At 58.4% G+C, this 17,962-nt stretch carries 14 protein-coding genes and 1 other annotated feature; of the genes, 7 read left to right on the top strand and 7 right to left on the bottom strand.

Annotated elements, in window-relative coordinates:
* Window positions 1–54: 54 nt before the first annotated feature.
* Genes urtA through atzF form a run of 4 tightly spaced genes read right to left on the bottom strand, consistent with a single transcriptional unit; the run spans window position 55 to window position 7,454 of the window.
* Window positions 55–1,323, bottom strand: a complete 1,269-nt coding sequence (urtA, locus tag IFU29_RS12475) for an urea ABC transporter substrate-binding protein (RefSeq protein WP_118664688.1) — start codon at window positions 1,321–1,323, stop codon at window positions 55–57.
* Window positions 1,323–2,042: a GntR family transcriptional regulator gene (locus IFU29_RS12470; protein WP_191934213.1), complete on the bottom strand. Its 720-nt coding sequence runs from the start codon at window positions 2,040–2,042 to the stop codon at window positions 1,323–1,325. Before IFU29_RS12470 ends, urtA begins: the two co-directional genes overlap by 1 nt.
* A 2-nt stretch (window positions 2,043–2,044) precedes the next feature.
* Entirely contained in the window at window positions 2,045–5,662 is a 3,618-nt protein-coding gene (gene uca / locus IFU29_RS12465; RefSeq protein WP_191934212.1) for an urea carboxylase, read from the bottom strand.
* Entirely contained in the window at window positions 5,655–7,454 is a 1,800-nt protein-coding gene (atzF, locus tag IFU29_RS12460; protein WP_191934211.1) for an allophanate hydrolase, read from the bottom strand. Before atzF ends, uca begins: the two co-directional genes overlap by 8 nt.
* Window positions 7,455–7,771: 317 nt before the next feature.
* Here atzF and sltY point away from each other — a divergent pair, with 317 nt between their 5' ends.
* Both sltY and trpR read left to right on the top strand, forming a co-directional pair.
* Window positions 7,772–9,694, top strand: coding sequence for a murein transglycosylase (gene sltY, locus IFU29_RS12455; protein ID WP_191934376.1), 1,923 nt, complete (start codon window positions 7,772–7,774; stop codon window positions 9,692–9,694).
* 157 nt (window positions 9,695–9,851) lie between these two features.
* Window positions 9,852–10,184 carry a trp operon repressor gene (gene trpR / locus IFU29_RS12450; RefSeq protein WP_191934210.1) on the top strand — a complete coding sequence of 111 codons (333 nt, stop codon included), beginning with the start codon at window positions 9,852–9,854 and terminating at the stop codon, window positions 10,182–10,184.
* On the opposite strand, the gene yjjX is transcribed toward trpR, so the two are convergent.
* Window positions 10,170–10,712 carry an inosine/xanthosine triphosphatase gene (yjjX, locus tag IFU29_RS12445; protein ID WP_191934209.1) on the bottom strand — a complete coding sequence of 181 codons (543 nt, stop codon included), beginning with the start codon at window positions 10,710–10,712 and terminating at the stop codon, window positions 10,170–10,172. The genes trpR and yjjX overlap by 15 nt on opposite strands.
* A 50-nt stretch (window positions 10,713–10,762) precedes the next feature.
* Here yjjX and gpmB point away from each other — a divergent pair, with 50 nt between their 5' ends.
* Complete coding sequence (gene gpmB / locus IFU29_RS12440) at window positions 10,763–11,410, top strand: 2,3-diphosphoglycerate-dependent phosphoglycerate mutase GpmB (protein WP_191934208.1); 648 nt, start codon at window positions 10,763–10,765, stop codon at window positions 11,408–11,410.
* 47 nt (window positions 11,411–11,457) lie between these two features.
* Here the strand turns inward: gpmB and robA are convergent, their stop codons facing one another.
* Window positions 11,458–12,333 (bottom strand): MDR efflux pump AcrAB transcriptional activator RobA, encoded by an 876-nt coding sequence (gene robA, locus IFU29_RS12435; protein WP_191934207.1) that lies wholly within the window; start codon window positions 12,331–12,333, stop codon window positions 11,458–11,460.
* 208 nt (window positions 12,334–12,541) lie between these two features.
* On the opposite strand from robA, the gene creA reads away from it, so the two are divergent.
* On the top strand, window positions 12,542–13,018 hold the full coding sequence (gene creA, locus IFU29_RS12430) for a protein CreA (protein ID WP_191934206.1): 477 nt from the start codon (window positions 12,542–12,544) through the stop codon (window positions 13,016–13,018).
* A 44-nt stretch (window positions 13,019–13,062) separates the two neighbouring features.
* On the opposite strand, the gene arcA is transcribed toward creA, so the two are convergent.
* Window positions 13,063–13,779, bottom strand: coding sequence for a two-component system response regulator ArcA (arcA, locus tag IFU29_RS12425; RefSeq protein ID WP_191934205.1), 717 nt, complete (start codon window positions 13,777–13,779; stop codon window positions 13,063–13,065).
* A gap of 673 nt (window positions 13,780–14,452) precedes the next feature.
* Here arcA and IFU29_RS12420 point away from each other — a divergent pair.
* From IFU29_RS12420 to thrA, 3 genes are all read left to right on the top strand, one after another.
* Window positions 14,453–15,148: a tRNA/rRNA methyltransferase gene (locus IFU29_RS12420; protein WP_191934204.1), complete on the top strand. Its 696-nt coding sequence runs from the start codon at window positions 14,453–14,455 to the stop codon at window positions 15,146–15,148.
* Window positions 15,149–15,343: 195 nt separating this feature from the next.
* Window positions 15,344–15,415, top strand: a complete 72-nt coding sequence (gene thrL, locus IFU29_RS12415; RefSeq protein WP_072277474.1) for a thr operon leader peptide — start codon at window positions 15,344–15,346, stop codon at window positions 15,413–15,415.
* Window positions 15,351–15,472: a sequence feature (Thr leader region), on the top strand. Its footprint overlaps the gene before it by 65 nt.
* Before the next feature lie 25 nt (window positions 15,473–15,497).
* On the top strand, window positions 15,498–17,960 hold the full coding sequence (gene thrA / locus IFU29_RS12410; RefSeq protein ID WP_191934203.1) for a bifunctional aspartate kinase/homoserine dehydrogenase I: 2,463 nt from the start codon (window positions 15,498–15,500) through the stop codon (window positions 17,958–17,960).
* The last annotated feature ends 2 nt before the right edge of the window (window positions 17,961–17,962 follow it).

The raw sequence follows: 17,962 nt of genomic DNA, 5'->3' as shown, positions 1-17,962 counted from the left end.
GCTCTCTTGCGTGCTGAGGAGGGGCGGGAGTCAGTGGCCCGCCCCGTGACGGGATCAGTGGCTGGCTTTCACCGGGTGGTCGGGCTTCTTGTCGTTACCGGCGATATAGGGGCTCCACGGCTGGGCGCGCACCGGCTTGTCAGTCTGCCAGACGACGTTGAACTGACCGTTATCTTCAATCTCACCAATCATCACCGGTTTGTGCAGATGGTGATTGGTCTGATCCATGGTCAGGGTAAAGCCATCCGGCGCGGCAAAGGTCTGTCCGGCCATGGCCGCACGGACTTTGTCCACATCGGTTGTTCCGGCTTTTTCTACCGCCTGTGCCCACATATGAATGCCGACGTAAGTGGCTTCCATGGGATCATTCGTCACCACGGTATCCGCATTCGGCAGCTTGTGGGCTTTGGCATAAGCGCGGTAAGCCGCAACGAATCGCGCGTTGGTCGGGTTATCGACGGATTCGAAGTAGTTCCATGCGGCCAGGTTCCCCACCAGCGGTTTGGTGTCGATGCCGCGCAGCTCTTCTTCCCCGACGGAGAAGGCGACAACCGGCACATCCGTGGCTTTAATGCCCTGGTTGGCCAGCTCTTTGTAGAACGGCACGTTGGAGTCGCCGTTGATGGTGGAAACCACGGCAGTTTTTCCGCCGGCAGAGAACTTCTTAATGTTGGAAACGATAGTCTGGTAGTCGCTGTAGCCAAACGGCGTGTAGACCTCTTCGATATCGCTGTCCTTCACGCCTTTGGCGTGCAGGAAGGCGCGCAGGATCTTGTTGGTGGTACGCGGATAAACGTAGTCGGTACCCAGCAGGAAGAAGCGTTTCGCGCTGCCGCCGTCTTCGCTCATCAGGTACTCCACGGCCGGGATGGCCTGCTGATTTGGCGCAGCGCCGGTATAAAACACATTCGGTGACATCTCTTCGCCTTCATACTGCACCGGGTAGAACAGCAGTCCATTCAGCTCCTCGAATACCGGCAGCACCGATTTACGTGATACCGACGTCCAGCAGCCAAAGACGACGGCGGCTTTATCCTGAGTGAGTAACTGACGGGCTTTTTCCGCAAACAGTGGCCAGTTAGAGGCCGGGTCGACCACCACTGGCTCCAGTTTTTTCCCCAGTACCCCGCCTTTCGCGTTGATCTCTTCGATCGTCATCAGCGCCACGTCTTTCAGCGGCGTTTCGGAAATCGCCATGGTGCCGGACAGGGAGTGCATGATCCCCACTTTGATGGTGTCGGCAGCCTGAACGCTCCAGGAGAGTCCCATGGCGACTACGCTGGCAGACAGCGCAAATGCTTTGATCAACGAACGTCTCTTCATCAGTAATCCCCTAACATTGAGTTGGATGAAACGATATGGTGCCTGGCCTGCTGGAGCATATGGACGGTGATTTTTCTGACTTCGGCGCGGCTGACGGCAATATGGTCGGTCAGAATGCGCCGGGCCTCCTCGCTGTGCTGGTGCAATATCGCGCGCAGGATGCTCGCGTGTTCGTTATAGGTGGCGCTGATACGATCTTCCCGGGTGAAATCAAGGCGGCGAATAATGCGGATTTTTTCCGTCAGCTCGCCGTGAATGCGCGTCATTTCGCTGTTGCCCGCCGCCGCCACCAGGGCGATATGAAAGGCTTCATCGTGCAGTGACACCGTGATGCCATCCGCCAGGGGGGGCTCCGTGATCCAGACACCGATCGGCCGCGCCAGCAGACGTTCCGCCTCACCTGCCGGTAGCAGGCACAGGCGTTTCACCGCCTCGCACTCCAGTACGATGCGCAGGTCGTACAGCTCCTCAAAGTAGGCGAAGTCAAACTGCCGCACCTGCCAGCCCCGGCGGTGCCACACCTCGACGTAGCCTTCGCGCTCCAGGCGGAACAGGGCCTGACGAACCGGAGTGCGGCTGACCGCGAAGCGGTCGGCCACTTCGTTTTCACTGAAGGCATCCCCCGGCATCAGGCGAAAATCGAAGATGTCATTTTTCAGCTGCTGATAGACACGATCGGCCAGCGCTTCCGGCCGGGCCGGGCTGCGTTTGTCGTCCATTTTTATTCCAGCCACAGCAGGGCATCGCCGGGGCTGACCGGGCGGCCAGGCTGGCAGCCGATGCGCTTGACGCGCCCGGCCCGGGGGGCATTGACCGCCAGCTCCATTTTCATCGCCTCGACGATAATCAGCGGCTGACCGGCGGCCACCTCATCGCCCGGCTGTACCAGCACTTTCCAGATGTTGCCGTTCAGATCGGCGCTGACCTGAAACGCACTCTCATCCTCTTCCGGCGGCAGCAGCGTCTCATCGCTGGTCAGCGGCGCACCGTCCTCTTCCTGCGCCCACAGGGCGACTTCAGCCTCGAAGGCGCGGGCCTGCTTCTGGCGGAAGGCGCTGATGGCGTCAGCATGGTCGGCGAGGAACCGGGTATGTTCAGCAAAATCAAAGACCGACTGTTCGATACGCACCCGGGCGCGTCCCTCGCGGAAGTCATCGCGCAGGACGTCGAGTTCGGCCTCGCTGACCGGGTAGAAACGCACCTGATCGAAGAAGCGCAGCAGCCAGGGTTCGCCGGCAGCGAACTGGTCATTCTTCAGGAATTTGTTCCAGATCGGCAGCGTGCGGCCCACCAGCTGATAGCCGCCGGGGGAGTCCATGCCGTAGATGCACATATACATGCCGCCAATGCCGACGGTGCCTTCGGCGGTGTGGGTACGCGCCGGGTTGTATTTTGAACTGAGCAGGCGGTGACGCGGATCGATCGGCACGGCACAGGGCGCACCCAGATAGACATCGCCCAGGCCGAGGATCAGGTAGCTGGCGTCAAAGAGTGTGCGACTGACCTCTTCGCGGCTGGCAAGACCATTAATACGCTGAATAAAGTCGACGTTATTCGGCAGCCAGGGCGCGCTGGCCCGCACGGTTTCGGCATAGCGCGCGACGGCCCCCAGGGTCGCGCTGTCCTCAAAGGCCATCGGCAGGTGGACAATGCGCGAGGGCACTTTCATCTGCGTCACGTCACCCAGATTCTTTTCCAGTGTCAGCAACAGGCTCATCAGCTGCTTCTGGCTGAGGATCTGACTGTCATAACGGATTTGCAGGGAACGTACGCCGGGAGAGAGCTCTTCAATACCGGGCTGGCCGACGCCGGTAAGGGCGGTCATCAGCAGATGCACGCGCAGGCGCAGGGCGAGATCCAGCACGTTATCGCCGTACTCCAGCAGAATATAGTTGTCACCCGCCTGACGATAAATCGCCGTGGGCGTGGTATCCGTGGCCTTGATCGCCGCCAGTACCGTTGCTGAACCGTGGACGGTATCCGCCAGTGATGGCGCTGCAAAGGGGGCGGTACGCAGGGCGCACAGTTCGTGAATACTGCGATCCTGCGCCAGCGCCAGCGCGTGGGCTTCTTCGACGCTGATGGGGTGGAAACGGATGCGATCGCCCGGTTTGACCTGGCCGACTTTCCACAGCTCTGCTTTCGCAATGGTCACCGGGCAGACAAAACCGCCCAGGCTGGGCCCGTCCCGGGTGAGGATCACCGGAAAGTCTCCGGTAAAGTTAACCGCCCCGATGGCGTATTCGCAGTCGTGGACGTTAGAGGGATGCAGCCCGGCTTCGCCGCCGTTGGCACGCGCCCAGCCCGGCTTCGGCCCGACCAGCCGCACGCCGAGGCGGTTGGAGTTGTAATGTACCTGCCATTCGGCGGCAAAGAATTCGTCAATCGACTGCGCAGTGAAGAAGTCCGGTGCGCCGTGCGGGCCATACAGTACGCCGATGCGCCATTCATCCCCGTACACCGGGCGATCGGCGACGGGCAGGGCCGCCGGTTCGCTGACCGGCGCAGGGGTAGTACAGGCGGCCAGATGCGGCTGAGAGATGGCCAGCATATCGGCCACCCGCAGGGTCCGCCCGGCGTGACCGCCAAACTGACCGAGGGCAAACGTGGAGCGACTGCCGAGGTATTCCGGCACGTCAAAGCCGTTACGCACGGCCAGGCAGGTCCGGCAGCCCTGCTGCGCCCGGCCCAGGGTCAGCGTCTGTCCGGCTTTGACCGCCACCGGCTGCCAGTACGCCACCTCTTCCCCATCCAGTGACGCCGGACAGGCCGCCCCGGTCAGGGCGATCAGCGCGTCGCTGTGAAACCGCAGCGTGGGACCCTGCAGGGTAAACTCCAGCCCGGCGGCTTCTTCAGCGTTGCCGACGATGCGGTTGGCGAGGCGGAAGGCGTAGTCATCCATCGGCCCGGAGGGGGGCACGCCGATATCCCAGTAGCCAGGACGGCCCGGGTAGTCCTGAATGCTGCTCCAGGTGCCGGGCTGGAGCACTTCAATCACTGCGGCTTTCGGTGTAAAGCCGTCGAGCAGGCGCGTCCAGACGTTGCCGCTGCGGAAAGCCTCGGTGGCGACCACCTGGCGCAGATAGTCGAGGTTGGTGGCGATGCCGTGCAGACGGGTTTCATTCAGCGCCGCCTGCATTTTTTCCAGCGCCGCCGCGCGGTTGTCCGCGTGGACGATCAGTTTGGCGATCATCGGGTCGTAGAAGGCAGAAACCTCCGTGCCGGTACTGACCCAGCTGTCGAGGCGAACGCCCTCCGGGAAGCAGACTTCGGTCAGGATACCGGGGCTGGGCTGGAAGTTTTTCAGCGGATCTTCCGCGTAGATACGTACCTCAATGGCTGCACCCTGCGGAGCCTGCGCCATCTTATCCCAGTCTGGCGACTCCCCGGCGGCGACCTGCAGCATGCACTCCACCAGGTCCAGGCCGGTAACGCACTCGGTCACCGGGTGCTCCACCTGCAGGCGGGTGTTCACTTCAAGGAAGAAGAATTCATCGCGCACGGCGTCATAGATGTATTCCACCGTTCCGGCGCTGCGGTAGTTCACCAGTTCGCCGAGTTTGACGGCGGAGTCGAGCAGGGCGGCGCGTGTGGCAGCGGGCAGGTTCGGGGCCGGAGTCTCTTCCACGACCTTCTGATTGCGGCGCTGCAGTGAACAGTCGCGCTCACCGAGGGCCACGACCTTGCCCTGGCCGTCGCCAAAAATCTGTACCTCGACGTGACGGGCCTGATCGATGCAGCGCTCAAGGAACACGCCGGCATCGCTGAAAAACTGTTCGCCCAGGCGGCGCACGCTCTCCCAGGCGCTGACCAGCGCGGCTTCACTGGCGCAGCGCGTCAGGCCGATGCCGCCGCCCCCCGCCGTACTTTTCAGCATCACCGGATAGCCAATACGCGTCGCGGCGGCAATCGCCTCTGCAAGTGAGTCCAGCAGTGGCGTGCCCGGCGTCATGGGGACGCCCGCCGCGGCCGCCAGCTCGCGTGCCCGGTGCTTCAGGCCAAACTCGCCGATCTGCTGTGCAGTCGGGCCGATAAAGACAATGCCTGCGGCTTCGCAGGCGGCGGCAAACGGCAGGCTTTCAGAGAGGAAGCCGTAGCCGGGCCAGATGGCTTCAGCCCCGCTCTCGCGGGCGGCGGCAAGAATTTTGTCGATGACCAGATAGCTGTCGCTGGCCTTAGCACCACCGAGGGCAAGGGCAATATCGGCATCTTTGACGTGCTGTGCGTTTTTGTCGGCATCGGAGTACACCGCGACGCTGGTGATGCCGAGGCGCTTCAGGGTACGGATGGCGCGGCAGGCAATTTCGCCACGGTTGGCAACCAGAACAGTGTTAAACATCAGACTTCTCCTCGCGGCTCAGCCAGCGGCGCCAGCCGCCGAATTCAGTGATGTCAGTGGCCTGCGTCAGCGCAGCAGGCTCACAGATAAACCCTTTTACGCTGCGGCCGTCGGCCAGTTCCAGCGTGCCGATCCCCAGCGGAGCAGGGATTTCTGCTACAAACTCGCCAAAGCGCGCCAGCGGGATATCCCACAGCTCAACGAGGATAGCGGCCCCTGTGACGGCTTTGACCAGCCCGGGTTTGGCCGGGACGGTATTGGCCAGCGCATACAGGCGATAACAGGCTGCGGTGGTGGTCTCTTCCACCCGAACCGCATGTCGTCGGGTCAGCTGGTGATTGAGTGGCATGCCGGTCAGATGGGCACCGACCACCGCCACACGTACGTGCAGTGATGAGGCGGGCAGGGTTCCGGGCGCAGGCTGCGGCCGGCCGGTGGCTCCGAGGCTCAGAGCCTGCTGCTGCTGCCAGCGCAGGCCGAAGGTTGCCAGCGCCCGGTCGTGCCAGGCCAGTGCGATCAGCGTAATGCCCGCTGGCAGACCGTCGGTGCGAAACGGCGCGGGCAGCGCCAGCGCGGCCAGATCGGCGAGGTTGGTAAAGTTGGTATAGGTGCCGAACTGCGAGTTGTAGCGCACCGGTTCCTGTTTCATCTCTTCCAGCGTATGAATGGTCGGCGAGGTCGGCACCACCAGCGCATCAAACTGGCTGAGCGTCTGCTGGATCTGGCGCGTCAGTTCGGCGCGCAGATATTCCGCTTTGTAAGCGTCCACGGCGCTGTAGTGGTTGCCACTGGCGACGATGTCGTACACCACCGGATCCATCTCTTCCGGGCGCGACAGCATCGCGCCCACGGCCACGGTGCGCTCGGCCACCCACGGGCCTGAGTAGAGCTGTTCCGCCAGCTGCGTAAAGGGGGTAAAGTCCACCGGCTGCAGGCTGGCACCGGCGGCGATCAGGTCGGCACAGGCGGCCTCCCACGCGGCCTGCGCCTGCGCGTCGCCAAAGAATTCCGGGCTGGCCGGGATGGCGAAACGCGGGGCGTCCGGCAGGGCAGCCGGTGCGAGGCCCGGATTATGGCGGGCGTAGGCATCCAGACTGTCATAGCCTCCGGCACAGCTGGCGGCAAGGAAGGCATCTTCCACGGTCAGCGCGAAGACGGAAATGGTGTCGTTCAGACGGCAGGCGGGCACCACCCCGGTGGCGGAAAGCCAGCCTTTTGTCGGCTTCAGGCCGACGATATTATTAAACCCGGCAGGGACGCGCCCGGAACCGGCGGTATCGGTACCGAGCGCAAAGCACACCAGGCCCCGGGCAGTAACCGAGGCGGAGCCGGAGCTGGAGCCGCCGCTGACATACGCAGGATCAAACGTGTTACAGACTGCGCCAAACGGCGAGCGCGTCCCGACCAGACCGGTGGCGTACTGGTCCAGATTGGTCTTGCCGATGACCACCGCCCCCTTGCCTTTCAGATTGGCTACCGCCACCGCGTCGCTCTCTGCCGTATAGGTAAAGGCCGGGCAGGCGGCGCTGGTGGGCCAGCCGGCAATATCAATATTGTCTTTTACCGCGAATGGAACGCCAAACAGCGGCAGCGAGGCCGGGTCCTGCTGCCAGGCTGCCAGCAGCGGCTCTACCTGCGCACGCAGCTGTGCGGGCGTGGCGAGGTAGATCCAGGCATTGTCTGCGGGGGAGAGCGCGGCCAGCAGGGCTTCCAGCGTGGAGAGCACCTCCTGCGGGTGCTGCTGATGATGATGCTGCCAGTCCTGGATCGTAAACCCGGTGGTGAAAGCCATAAGTTGAATTCCGTCTGGTATACAAGATGGAATTCAACAGAGCAAAGGGCGTGCCAGTTTTTAATTCACTGATTTTCATACCCTTCGTTAATGCGGGCCGTGGCTGATGCACGATCGGTGCGCAGGGTTTGTACTATCATAGGGCATCGGGCCTGTTGGAAAAAAGCGTGGCTCCGACAGGGCCGGCTTCACTGCCGTTCGGGGCTCATTCCGTAAATATTTGTTCAGTTCATGGCACGTTGGGCCGCAACTGGTTAGCATGAAGCAGATAAATTTCGCGATTCAGGAATAATTAAGGCGGTAACGTGGGGAAAGTCATGGCGGACAAGTGGCAGTTATGGGTAGTAGCGGCGTGCTTAACGGCAGCCACCGGCAGTGCCCGGGCGGATTCACTGGATGAACAACGTACCCGTTACCTGCAAATCAAACAGGCCTGGGACAGTAAACAGATGGATACCGTCGATCGGCTGATGCCGACGCTGCACGACTATCCCCTTTACCCTTATCTGGAATACCGCCAGCTGGCGCAGAATCTTGATCAGGAAACCGGCCTGGCGGTAAATGACTTTATTAAACGCTATCCGACCCTGCCGCCCGTGCGCTCGCTTTCTTCACGCTTTGTGAATGAGCTGGCGCGACGTCAGGACTGGCGGGGTTTACTGGTCTTCAGCCCGCAGGCACCCAAGCCTGTGGCGGCACGTTGTAACTGGTATTACGCCAAATGGGCCACGGGCCAGCAGCAGGTGGCCTGGGACGGGGCGAAAGCCATCTGGCTGACCGGCAGCTCGCTGCCCGGCACCTGCGATAAGCTGTTCAGCGCCTGGCAGGCGGCCGGACAGCAGAACCCGATTACTACGCTGGAACGTATCCGTCTGGCGATGAAAGCGGGGAACAGCAATCTGGTGAATTTCCTGGCCAAACAGCTGCCTGAGGATTATCAGACCATCGCCAATGCGGTAATGGATCTGCAAAATAACCCGGGTACGGTTGAGAATTTTGCGCGTAGCGTCGGCGCGACAGACTTTACCCGCCAGGCCACGGCGATTGCCTTTAGCAGTCTGGCCCGGACGGATGCCGAACGGGCGCGGCAGATGATCCCCTCTCTGGTGCAATTGCAAAAGCTGGATGAACAGCAGACCCAGGCGCTGAAGGAAGCGGTGGCCTGGCGGCTGATGGGCAACGATATCACCAGCGAGCAGGCGCGCTGGCGCGACGATGTGGTGATGCGCAGTGACGCCACCTCCCTGATTGAACGCCGGGTGCGGATGTCACTGGGCAACAACGATCGCCGGGGAATGAATACCTGGATTGCCCGCCTGCCGGTAGAAGCAAAAGAGAAAGATGAGTGGCAGTACTGGCAGGCTGACCTGCTGCTTGAGCAGGGGCGCAAAGAGGAAGCAGAGGGCATCCTGCGCAAGCTGATGCAGGAGCGCGGGTTCTATCCGATGGTTGCCGCGCAGAAGCTGGGCGTGGAGTATCCGCTGCAGGTCGACAAAGCCCCGGCGGTAGACAGCAGCCTGACCGAAGGCCCGGAGATCGCCCGCGTGCGGGAGTTGATGTACTGGGGAATGGATAACCTCGCCCGCAGCGAGTGGAGTTATCTGGTGTCCAGCCGCACCAGGCCGCAGCAGCAGATGCTGGCCAGCTACGCACGCCAGCAAAACTGGTGGGATCTGAGCGTACAGGCCACCATCACCGGCAAACTATGGAACAGCCTGCAGGAGCGTTTCCCGTTGGCCTGGCAGCCGCAGTTTGAACGCAATATCAGCGGTAAGAGCATCCCGATGAGTTACGCCATGGCGATTGCCCGTCAGGAGAGTGCCTGGAATCCCAAAGCCCGCTCCCCGGTGGGCGCATCCGGTCTGATGCAGGTCATGCCTGCGACGGCACAGCATACGGTGACCAAATTCAGCATTCCGGGATACAGCAACAGCAGCCAGCTGCTGGATGCTGAAACCAACATCCAGATTGGGACGCAGTATCTCGAGTCGGTGTATCAGCAGTTCGGTCAGAACCGTATCTTTGCCTCGGCAGCGTATAACGCCGGACCATCGCGGGTTCGTACCTGGCAGGGTAACAGCGCCGGTAAGCTGGACGCCGTGGCCTTTATCGAAACCATCCCGTTCTCAGAGACCCGGGGGTATGTGAAGAACGTGCTGGCCTATGACGCCTATTATCGTTACTTCATGAAACAGTCTGACAACCTGTTCTCTGACAGCGAGTGGCAGCAGCGTTACTGAGGTGAATGACGGTCAGGCGGCCGGGAGCGACAGCAGGGCACAGGCGTCTCTGTGCCGTCAGGGGGCGGGAATATGCCGCGCTGACACCGCTGTCGCTTCAAGTATGAAGATGATGATGATATGCTACTGTACTAGTTGAATAGTATGGCGGAATACCATGACCAACCCAACCCCTGTTCCCGTTACGAGCGACCCGGCCAGCGAAGACTGGCTGCGTTTTGTCACGCTGCTGCAGCGGGCCTATCAGAGTGAGCTGCATCTTCCGCTGTTGCAGCTGATGCTGACCCCGGATGAGCGTGAAGCGCTGGGTACCCGGCTGCGGATCGTCGAAGAGCTGATGCGCGGCGAAATGAGCCAGCGTGAGCTGAAAAATGAGCTGGGGGCAGGGATTGCCACAATTACGCGGGGCTCAAACAGCCTGAAAAGCGCACCTCCGGCGTTGAAGGCCTGGCTGGAGGCACAGCTTCTGAGCGGGTCAGATAAGGTCTGAGTTGTCGTCTTTGCGCTGGTAGATGTCGTTATGAAACGGGCAGAGGGCGAGGATCAGGGCCTGGTGATAGACGCTGGTGCGGGTCAGGTGGCCGGCCGTGAAGGCACCAATGGCTCCGCCCTTATGCTTGATATTATCAATGCCCGTGAGACGAGCCATCTCTTCGCCCAGTTCACGGCCTTCATGAATGCCTTTCATTACAATGGCTGGCAGGGTAAAGCTGGCAGAGCGGGACTCGCCACGCAGCTTATGGTTTTCTACCACCATCCATGCAAAGGCCGTATTGTCTTCAATGCCGGCCTCGATCGCCACCCAGAAATCGGCTTCAGGTCTGACCTGGCGGGCATTCATCACGCGCTGACGTGCGCCAGTTCGCGTTTCTGTGTTTGTGATCGGTTGGGCAGCCACGCCGCTGTCGACCTCGACACCCTCAATATGGCAGGATCCTTCCCCGAAGATATCGCTGAAGGCTTGAGAAATTGCCTTAATTTTGGCTGGATTGATGGTAGCAGCGACAACATGGTACATAATTGTTTGAACCCTCTACGCAAATTTGTCGCAGTATAACGGAAAATCGCATGTTACAGGTCTATCTTGTTCGCCACGGAGAAACGCTATGGAATGCGGCACGTCGCATTCAGGGGCAGTCAGACAGCGCGCTGACTGAGAAAGGAGAGCAGCAGGCTCATCAGGTGGGGGAACGGGTGAAAAAGCTCGGCATCACCCACGTGATTGCCAGCGATCTGGGCCGTACCCGGCGTACCGCCGAGATCATTGCCGACGCCTGCGGTTGTTCAGTCGTGCTGGATCCCCGCCTGCGTGAGTTGAATATGGGGGTGCTGGAACAGCGCCTGCTGGATTCACTGACCGCAGAGGAGGAGGGCTGGCGGAAAACGCTGGTTGATGGCACGGAAAATGGTCGTATCCCGCAGGGGGAATCCATGGGCGAGATGGCACAGCGGATGCACCAGGCGCTGGATGCCTGTCTGGCACTGCCAGAAGGAAGCCGCCCGCTGATTGTCAGCCATGGTATGGCACTGGGGGTGTTGCTCAGTACCATCCTCGGGCTGCCGGCGAATGCGGAGCGTCGTCTTCGCCTGCGCAACTGTTCTCTTTCACGCGTTGACCATCAGCAAAGCGCCTGGCTGGCTTCAGGCTGGGTGGTGGAAACCGCCGGGGATGTGGCGCATCTCGAGGAGACTGCGCTCGACGAACTGCAGCGTTAACCTGCAAAAAGGGCCGGCATAGCCGGCCCTTTTTCATGATCGAGACATTACGACTGGCGTCGGATCGGGATCAGATATTCACAGTGGATATCGACGGGAGGCTCGGCACGTTTCTTACCCCCGTGGGTATAAAAACGCTCAATATCCTGTCCGTGGCGACGTGTCAGATTCAGTGTCGGCATGCAGGTGCCGTAAATCTGCAACACAAAATCCTGAAGGCCGTGGCGTGGCCCTTCATAGGTGAACTGAACATAATCCCCCGCTTCCAGCAGTACCGTCTGGGTTGAATGCAGCTGACTGGCTATCTCCCCGGAAGGAACGGCAGTGGTATAGAGGATTTCCTGCTCGTCATCTTTGTCCGTACTGGGACGCGACTGATGAAGGCCGTACAGTACTGGTGGAACCGTATCGGTCTCGGTGAGAAACTGTCGCCAGAAGTGCATACGCATCTCATCGCGAAAGCGTGATATTTGCTCCAGTGTGCAGGTGTAAGACTGAGTTTGTCCTGTCAGCACGATTTCCGGCAGACTAACCCAGGTCGGTTCAGGTAATCTGACGTCATTGAGGCGAATAGGCGGACGCAGGCCATAGGCATTCCAGTCAGATGACCGGCGATACCAGGCGGGCGTCTGAGCAAACTGCTTTTTGAAGGCCCTGGTGAAAGTTTGTTGCGAATCGAAACGGTACTGTAAAGCAATATCCAGAATAGGGCGGCTTGTCAGCCTTAAGGCGACAGCCGCCTTCGACAAACGACGTGCGCGAATATAAGCGCCAATCGCGTGACCAGTGACGTCCTTGAACATTCTTTGCAAATGCCATTTTGAATAACCTGCCTTAGCCGCAACATTATCCAGGGATAATGGTTGGTCGAGGTGGCTCTCCAGCCAGACAAGCAAATCTCGGATGATACCGGCTTGGTCCATAAATCGTCCTCATGTTACTCAGAATTGGTGCATGGTAAGCAAAGTCGACGAATAGTAGCATTAATTGCAAAAGCTAAGTACCGGGTATTAGCTGTGAAAATGTGCTAAATACGGTCAGATTAACGACAGATAGCGTTATAAACGTAAGAGTACGGTAGTTTCGTGTCTACCTTACAATGTCATCTATTTTCTTTGAAATGGTAACGTCATGACAATTAAAAAAGTGTTAATAGTCACTTCAGTGTTCTTTTTTCCAGGCTTATTGCAGGCGGAACAGGTGGGTTCGGTGGATACCGTCTTTAAGATGTTTGGCCCCGACCATAAAATAGTCGTTGAAGCGTTTGATGACCCGGAGGTGAAAAACGTCACCTGCTACCTGAGCCGGGCAAAAACCGGGGGGATTAAAGGCGGCCTGGGACTGGCTGAAGATACGTCCGATGCGGCGATCTCCTGCCAGCAGGTCGGGCCGGTCGAACTCAGCGACAAAATAGCGCAGGGGAAATCAGAGGGAGAAGTGGTATTCAGAAAGCGGACATCGCTGGTATTCAAAAAGCTCCAGGTCGTACGTTTCTTTGATAAAAAACGTAATGCACTGATTTATTTGAGCTATTCAGATAAGGTGGTCGACGGGTCACCGAAAAATGCGCTCAGTGCGGTGCCGATTATTCCGTGGGGCCATCAGTAGCAGATGTCGCGGGTCGACCGGAAAACGGTCGACCCTGACGTGCATTAATCCTGCAGATCGCCACAGAAGCGGTAACCTTCACCGTGGATCGTGGCGATGATTTCCGGGGTATCCGGTGTGGATTCAAAATGCTTGCGGATACGACGGATGGTCACGTCAACAGTACGATCGTGAGGCTTCAGTTCGCGGCCGGTCATTTTCTTCAGCAGGTCAGCACGGGTCTGGATCTTGCCCGGGTTTTCGCAGAAGTGCAGCATCGCACGGAACTCGCTGCGCGGCAGCTTATACTGTTCGCCCTGCGGGCTGACCAGTGAACGGCTGTTGATATCCAGTTCCCAGCCATTAAAGCGGTAGGATTCAACCAGCTTGCGCTCGTCGCTCACTGCCGCCAGATTCATGGTACGTGACAGCAGGTTACGGGCACGGATGGTCAGTTCACGTGGGTTAAAGGGCTTGGTGATGTAGTCATCAGCGCCGATTTCCAGGCCAAGGATTTTATCTACTTCGTTATCACGGCCAGTCAGGAACATCAGCGCTACGTTCGCCTGCTCACGCAGTTCACGCGCCAGCAGCAGGCCATTTTTGCCCGGCAAGTTGATGTCCATTATCACCAGATTGACGTCATTTTCCGTCAGTATCTGGTGCATTTCAGCGCCGTCCGTAGCTTCATAAACCATGTAGCCTTCGGCTTCAAAAATACTTTTGAGCGTATTACGAGTGACTAATTCGTCTTCAACGATAAGTATGTGCGGGGTCTGCATGTGTTCGCTACCTAAAATTGCCAACAAAATCGAAAACAGGACATACGGCTGTTGGCGCTGGCTACCACCTGGTGTTCAGAGCCAGAAGCAAAACAACAGCAGTACAGAATGATGTTCTTGATACACGTTCCATGTACCGTCAACAAGGTGGCTAACCCTTGATACCTGATGATTCAGCGCTGCTGAAACGTCAGGTTTTCTGGGTTTTGCGCAGCCCATCAGGCTGTATCCTGCATGCCCCGGTAGTACTAAACGGCGTACATCCTAACGGTATTAACAGCAACATAACAGCACAGGCAACAACCATTACGCAATAAAACAACGCTTAGTTGACTTATATCAAACCAATTGTAGCACGTTAACACTTTTGTGAAAAATGGTTCCCAGAATGGCAGGTTAGCTCACAATTAAGGTGAAGGGCTGACGCATTTGTGCGACAGATGAATACAGGAGCGAGACGGTTTTTAACAAAAGTTAATTGTTTGATAAACTGTATATAATCGCGACAGAGTCTTTTTTTTGCTGGGTTTCACAGAATATTTAGGGCTATCATTTGATTGCCCTGCTTTAAACGGCGGCAGTTAACATTAAGATATTATGCCTGATAGCGCCTGTTATCATCTTAAAACCGATGCATCATTAAGGCGGTTGTTTCTCTCTCTGATAGGTGATTATGCGTTTCCCCCTGATCCTTGTTTCTCCTGCCCGGGCTGAAAATGTCGGCGCGGCAGCCCGTGCGATGAAAACCATGGGATTTGATGAATTGCGTATTGTTAACAGCCAGGCGCATCTTGACCCGGCCGCACTGCGTGTGGCCCACGGGGCGACGGAGATCCTGAGCCAGGCCACCCACTGGACCTCACTTGAAGCGGCGCTGGCAGATATTGATTTCAGTATTGCCACCACGGCGCGCTCGCGGGCGAAATTGCGTTATTACGCTACGCCACAGCAGGTGCAGGAGGTGCTGGAAGAGAAACAGCAGTGGATGGGCAGTGCGGCTTTGGTATTCGGCCGTGAGGACAGCGGCCTGACCAATGAGGAACTGGCGCAGGTTGACCTGCTGACGGGGATCCCGATGGCAGCGGACTACCCGTCGCTGAATCTCGGTCAGGCGGTGATGGTCTACTGCTACCAGCTCTCGGCCCTGCGCCAGGTCAGCGCCCAGATGGCAGCGGAAGCCCAGGCCGGGCAGCTGGTCGCTCTGCGCCAGCGGGTCCGGGATTTATTGCAGCAGCTGGAGGTTGCGGGTGATGAAAAACTGGCTGACTGGCTGCAGCAGCGTATCGGACTGTTACAGCAGCGGGATACCGCGATGCTGCATCGTTTGCTGCATGACATCGAAAAAAACCTCCAGATTAAAAAGCTGTAGGAATCCTGAAAAGCAGCGCTATTTACTGCCATTTTGTTCCTGAGTAATACAACAGATTGGCACGGGCGGTGAAAAGTGCCCGGCTACCTTGTAGTGCAAAAAAGTCGCTTTTGATAAAAAAATTGACTTGGCCGGGCGTTTGCTTTACTTCTGAAAGCCGACAGATTTTACAGACAGATAAAAAGATAAATCTCAATGCGCAAAAACAGCCTGATGACAACAATCATTATTACCACCACCATTACCACAGGTAACGGTGCGGGCTGACGCATACAGGAAAAATCAAAAATAAGCCCGCACCTAACCAGTGCGGGCTTTTTTTTCGGCAAAAATTCAGGAGAGTTTGAACATGCGAGTGCTGAAATTCGGTGGAACCTCAGTAGCCAATGCGGAACGTTTTCTGCGCGTGGCTGATATTCTGGAAAGTAATGCAAAGCAGGGACAGGTTGCTACCGTATTGTCCGCGCCAGCGAAGATTACCAACCATCTGGTGGCGATGATTGAGAAAACCATCAGCGGTCAGGATGCCTCACTCAATCTCAGCGATGCGGAGCGAATTTTCGCCGAGCTGCTGCAGGGACTGGCGGAGGCCCAGCCGGGTTTCGCCTATGACCGGCTCAAAGGCGTGGTTGATCAGGAGTTTGCGCAGTTAAAGCAGGTGCTGCACGGCATCGCCTTGCTGGGCCAGTGCCCGGACAGTGTGAATGCGGCGATCATCTGCCGGGGGGAAAAGCTCTCTATCGCTATTATGGAAGGTCTGCTCCAGGCGCGCGGTTATGGCGTCAGCGTCATCAATCCGGTAGAGCAGTTGCTGGCCGTTGGCCACTATCTGGAATCTACCGTGGATATCGCCGAATCCACCCGCCGTATCGCCGCCAGTCAGATCCCGGCCAGCAATATGGTGCTGATGGCGGGCTTTACTGCCGGTAACGAGCGCGGTGAGCTGGTGGTACTGGGCCGTAACGGGTCTGACTATTCTGCGGCGGTGCTGGCGGCCTGCCTGCGCGCCGACTGTTGTGAAATCTGGACCGATGTGGACGGGGTCTATACCTGCGATCCGCGTCAGGTGCCGGACGCCCGTTTGCTGAAGTCGATGTCTTATCAGGAAGCGATGGAGCTCTCCTATTTTGGCGCTAAAGTCCTTCACCCACGCACCATTGCGCCGATTGCCCAGTTTCAGATCCCTTGCCTGATCAAAAACACCGCGAATCCGCAGGCACCCGGCACGCTGATCGGCGGCGACGGCAGCGATGAGGATAACCCGGTTAAGGGCATCACTAACCTGAATAACATGGCGATGTTCAACGTCTCCGGCCCGGGAATGAAAGGCATGGTAGGCATGGCGGCTCGCGTGTTTGCGGCCATGTCACGCAGCGGAATTTCCGTGGTGCTGATCACCCAGTCATCGTCTGAATACAGTATCAGTTTCTGCGTCTCCCAGAGCGACCTGGCGCGCGCGCGCCGCGTGCTGGAAGATGAGTTCTACCTTGAGCTGAAGGATGGCCTGCTGGAGCCGCTGGACGTGATGGAGCACCTTGCCGTGATCTCCGTGGTAGGTGACGGCATGCGCACCCTCCGGGGTATCTCCGCCAAGTTCTTCTCCGCGCTGGCCCGGGCGAATATTAATATCGTCGCCATTGCCCAGGGCTCGTCTGAGCGCTCCATCTCGGTGGTGGTCAGCAATGATGAAGCGACCACCGGTGTACGTGTGGTACATCAGATGCTGTTTGCCACCGACCAGGTCATCGAAGTCTTTGTGATCGGCGTCGGCGGCGTTGGGGCTGCACTGATTGAGCAGCTCCATCGTCAGCAGACCTGGCTGAAAAACAAGCACATTGACCTGCGGGTCTGTGGCATCGCCAATTCGCGGGCGCTGCTGACCAACGTGCACGGCATCCCCCTGGAGAACTGGCAGGAACAGCTAAAAGCGGCGAAAGAGCCGTTTGATCTGAGCCGTCTGAGCCGCCTGGTGAAAGAGTATCACCTGCTGAACCCAGTGATCGTTGACTGTACCTCCAGCCAGCAGGTTGCCGACCAGTACGCTGACTTCCTGAGCGACGGTTTCCACGTGGTGACGCCGAATAAAAAGGCCAATACTTCCTCGTATCACTATTACCAGCAGATGCGTACGGCGGCGGCAAAGTCCCGACGTAAATTCCTTTATGACACGAACGTCGGGGCGGGGCTGCCGGTGATTGAGAACCTGCAAAATCTGCTGAACGCCGGTGATGATTTGATCAGCTTCTCCGGTATCCTCTCTGGCTCACTGTCGTTTATCTTCGGTAAACTGGATGAGGGCGTATCGCTTTCGGATGCCACTAAAATGGCCCGTGAGATGGGCTTTACCGAGCCGGACCCGCGTGAAGACCTGTCCGGGCTGGATGTGGCACGTAAGCTGCTGATCCTGGCCCGTGAGGCGGGCTATCAGCTGGAGCTGAGCGACATTGAAATCGAAGCGGTGTTACCGCCCGAACTGACCGCCATCGCCGATGTGGAAACCTTTATGGCGCGCCTGCCGGAGCTGGATGCCGGGTTTGCGGCAAGAGTGGCCAGCGCAGGTGAGGCAGGAAAGGTATTACGTTTCGTCGGTGCCATTGAAGAGGGCGGGGTGTGTAAAGTGAAAATCGATGCAGTCGACGGTAACGACCCGCTGTATAAAGTCAAAAATGGCGAGAATGCGCTGGCGTTTTACAGCCGCTACTATCAGCCGATCCCGCTGGTGCTGCGTGGTTATGGTGCCGGTAATGATGTGACGGCGGCGGGCGTGTTTGCCGATCTGTTACGCACTCTGTCGTGGAAGTTGGGAGTTTAATC

The organism is Erwinia persicina, from assembly GCF_014838825.1.
Taxonomy (GTDB): Bacteria; Pseudomonadota; Gammaproteobacteria; order Enterobacterales; family Enterobacteriaceae; genus Erwinia; species Erwinia persicina_A.
Note: the sequence above shows the minus strand (reverse complement) of the source record. Positions and strands in the feature narration are given on the sequence as shown.

Coding starts and splice junctions, on each gene's coding strand:
- creA (WP_191934206.1), top strand. CDS start 12,542: ATGACAATTAAAAAAGTGTTAATAGTCACTTCAGTGTTCTTTTTTCCA.
- uca (WP_191934212.1), bottom strand. CDS start 5,662: ATGTTTAACACTGTTCTGGTTGCCAACCGTGGCGAAATTGCCTGCCGC.
- sltY (WP_191934376.1), top strand. CDS start 7,772: ATGGCGGACAAGTGGCAGTTATGGGTAGTAGCGGCGTGCTTAACGGCA.
- gpmB (WP_191934208.1), top strand. CDS start 10,763: ATGTTACAGGTCTATCTTGTTCGCCACGGAGAAACGCTATGGAATGCG.
- trpR (WP_191934210.1), top strand. CDS start 9,852: ATGACCAACCCAACCCCTGTTCCCGTTACGAGCGACCCGGCCAGCGAA.
- IFU29_RS12420 (WP_191934204.1), top strand. CDS start 14,453: ATGCGTTTCCCCCTGATCCTTGTTTCTCCTGCCCGGGCTGAAAATGTC.
- IFU29_RS12470 (WP_191934213.1), bottom strand. CDS start 2,042: ATGGACGACAAACGCAGCCCGGCCCGGCCGGAAGCGCTGGCCGATCGT.
- arcA (WP_191934205.1), bottom strand. CDS start 13,779: ATGCAGACCCCGCACATACTTATCGTTGAAGACGAATTAGTCACTCGT.
- atzF (WP_191934211.1), bottom strand. CDS start 7,454: ATGGCTTTCACCACCGGGTTTACGATCCAGGACTGGCAGCATCATCAT.
- robA (WP_191934207.1), bottom strand. CDS start 12,333: ATGGACCAAGCCGGTATCATCCGAGATTTGCTTGTCTGGCTGGAGAGC.
- urtA (WP_118664688.1), bottom strand. CDS start 1,323: ATGAAGAGACGTTCGTTGATCAAAGCATTTGCGCTGTCTGCCAGCGTA.
- yjjX (WP_191934209.1), bottom strand. CDS start 10,712: ATGTACCATGTTGTCGCTGCTACCATCAATCCAGCCAAAATTAAGGCA.
- thrA (WP_191934203.1), top strand. CDS start 15,498: ATGCGAGTGCTGAAATTCGGTGGAACCTCAGTAGCCAATGCGGAACGT.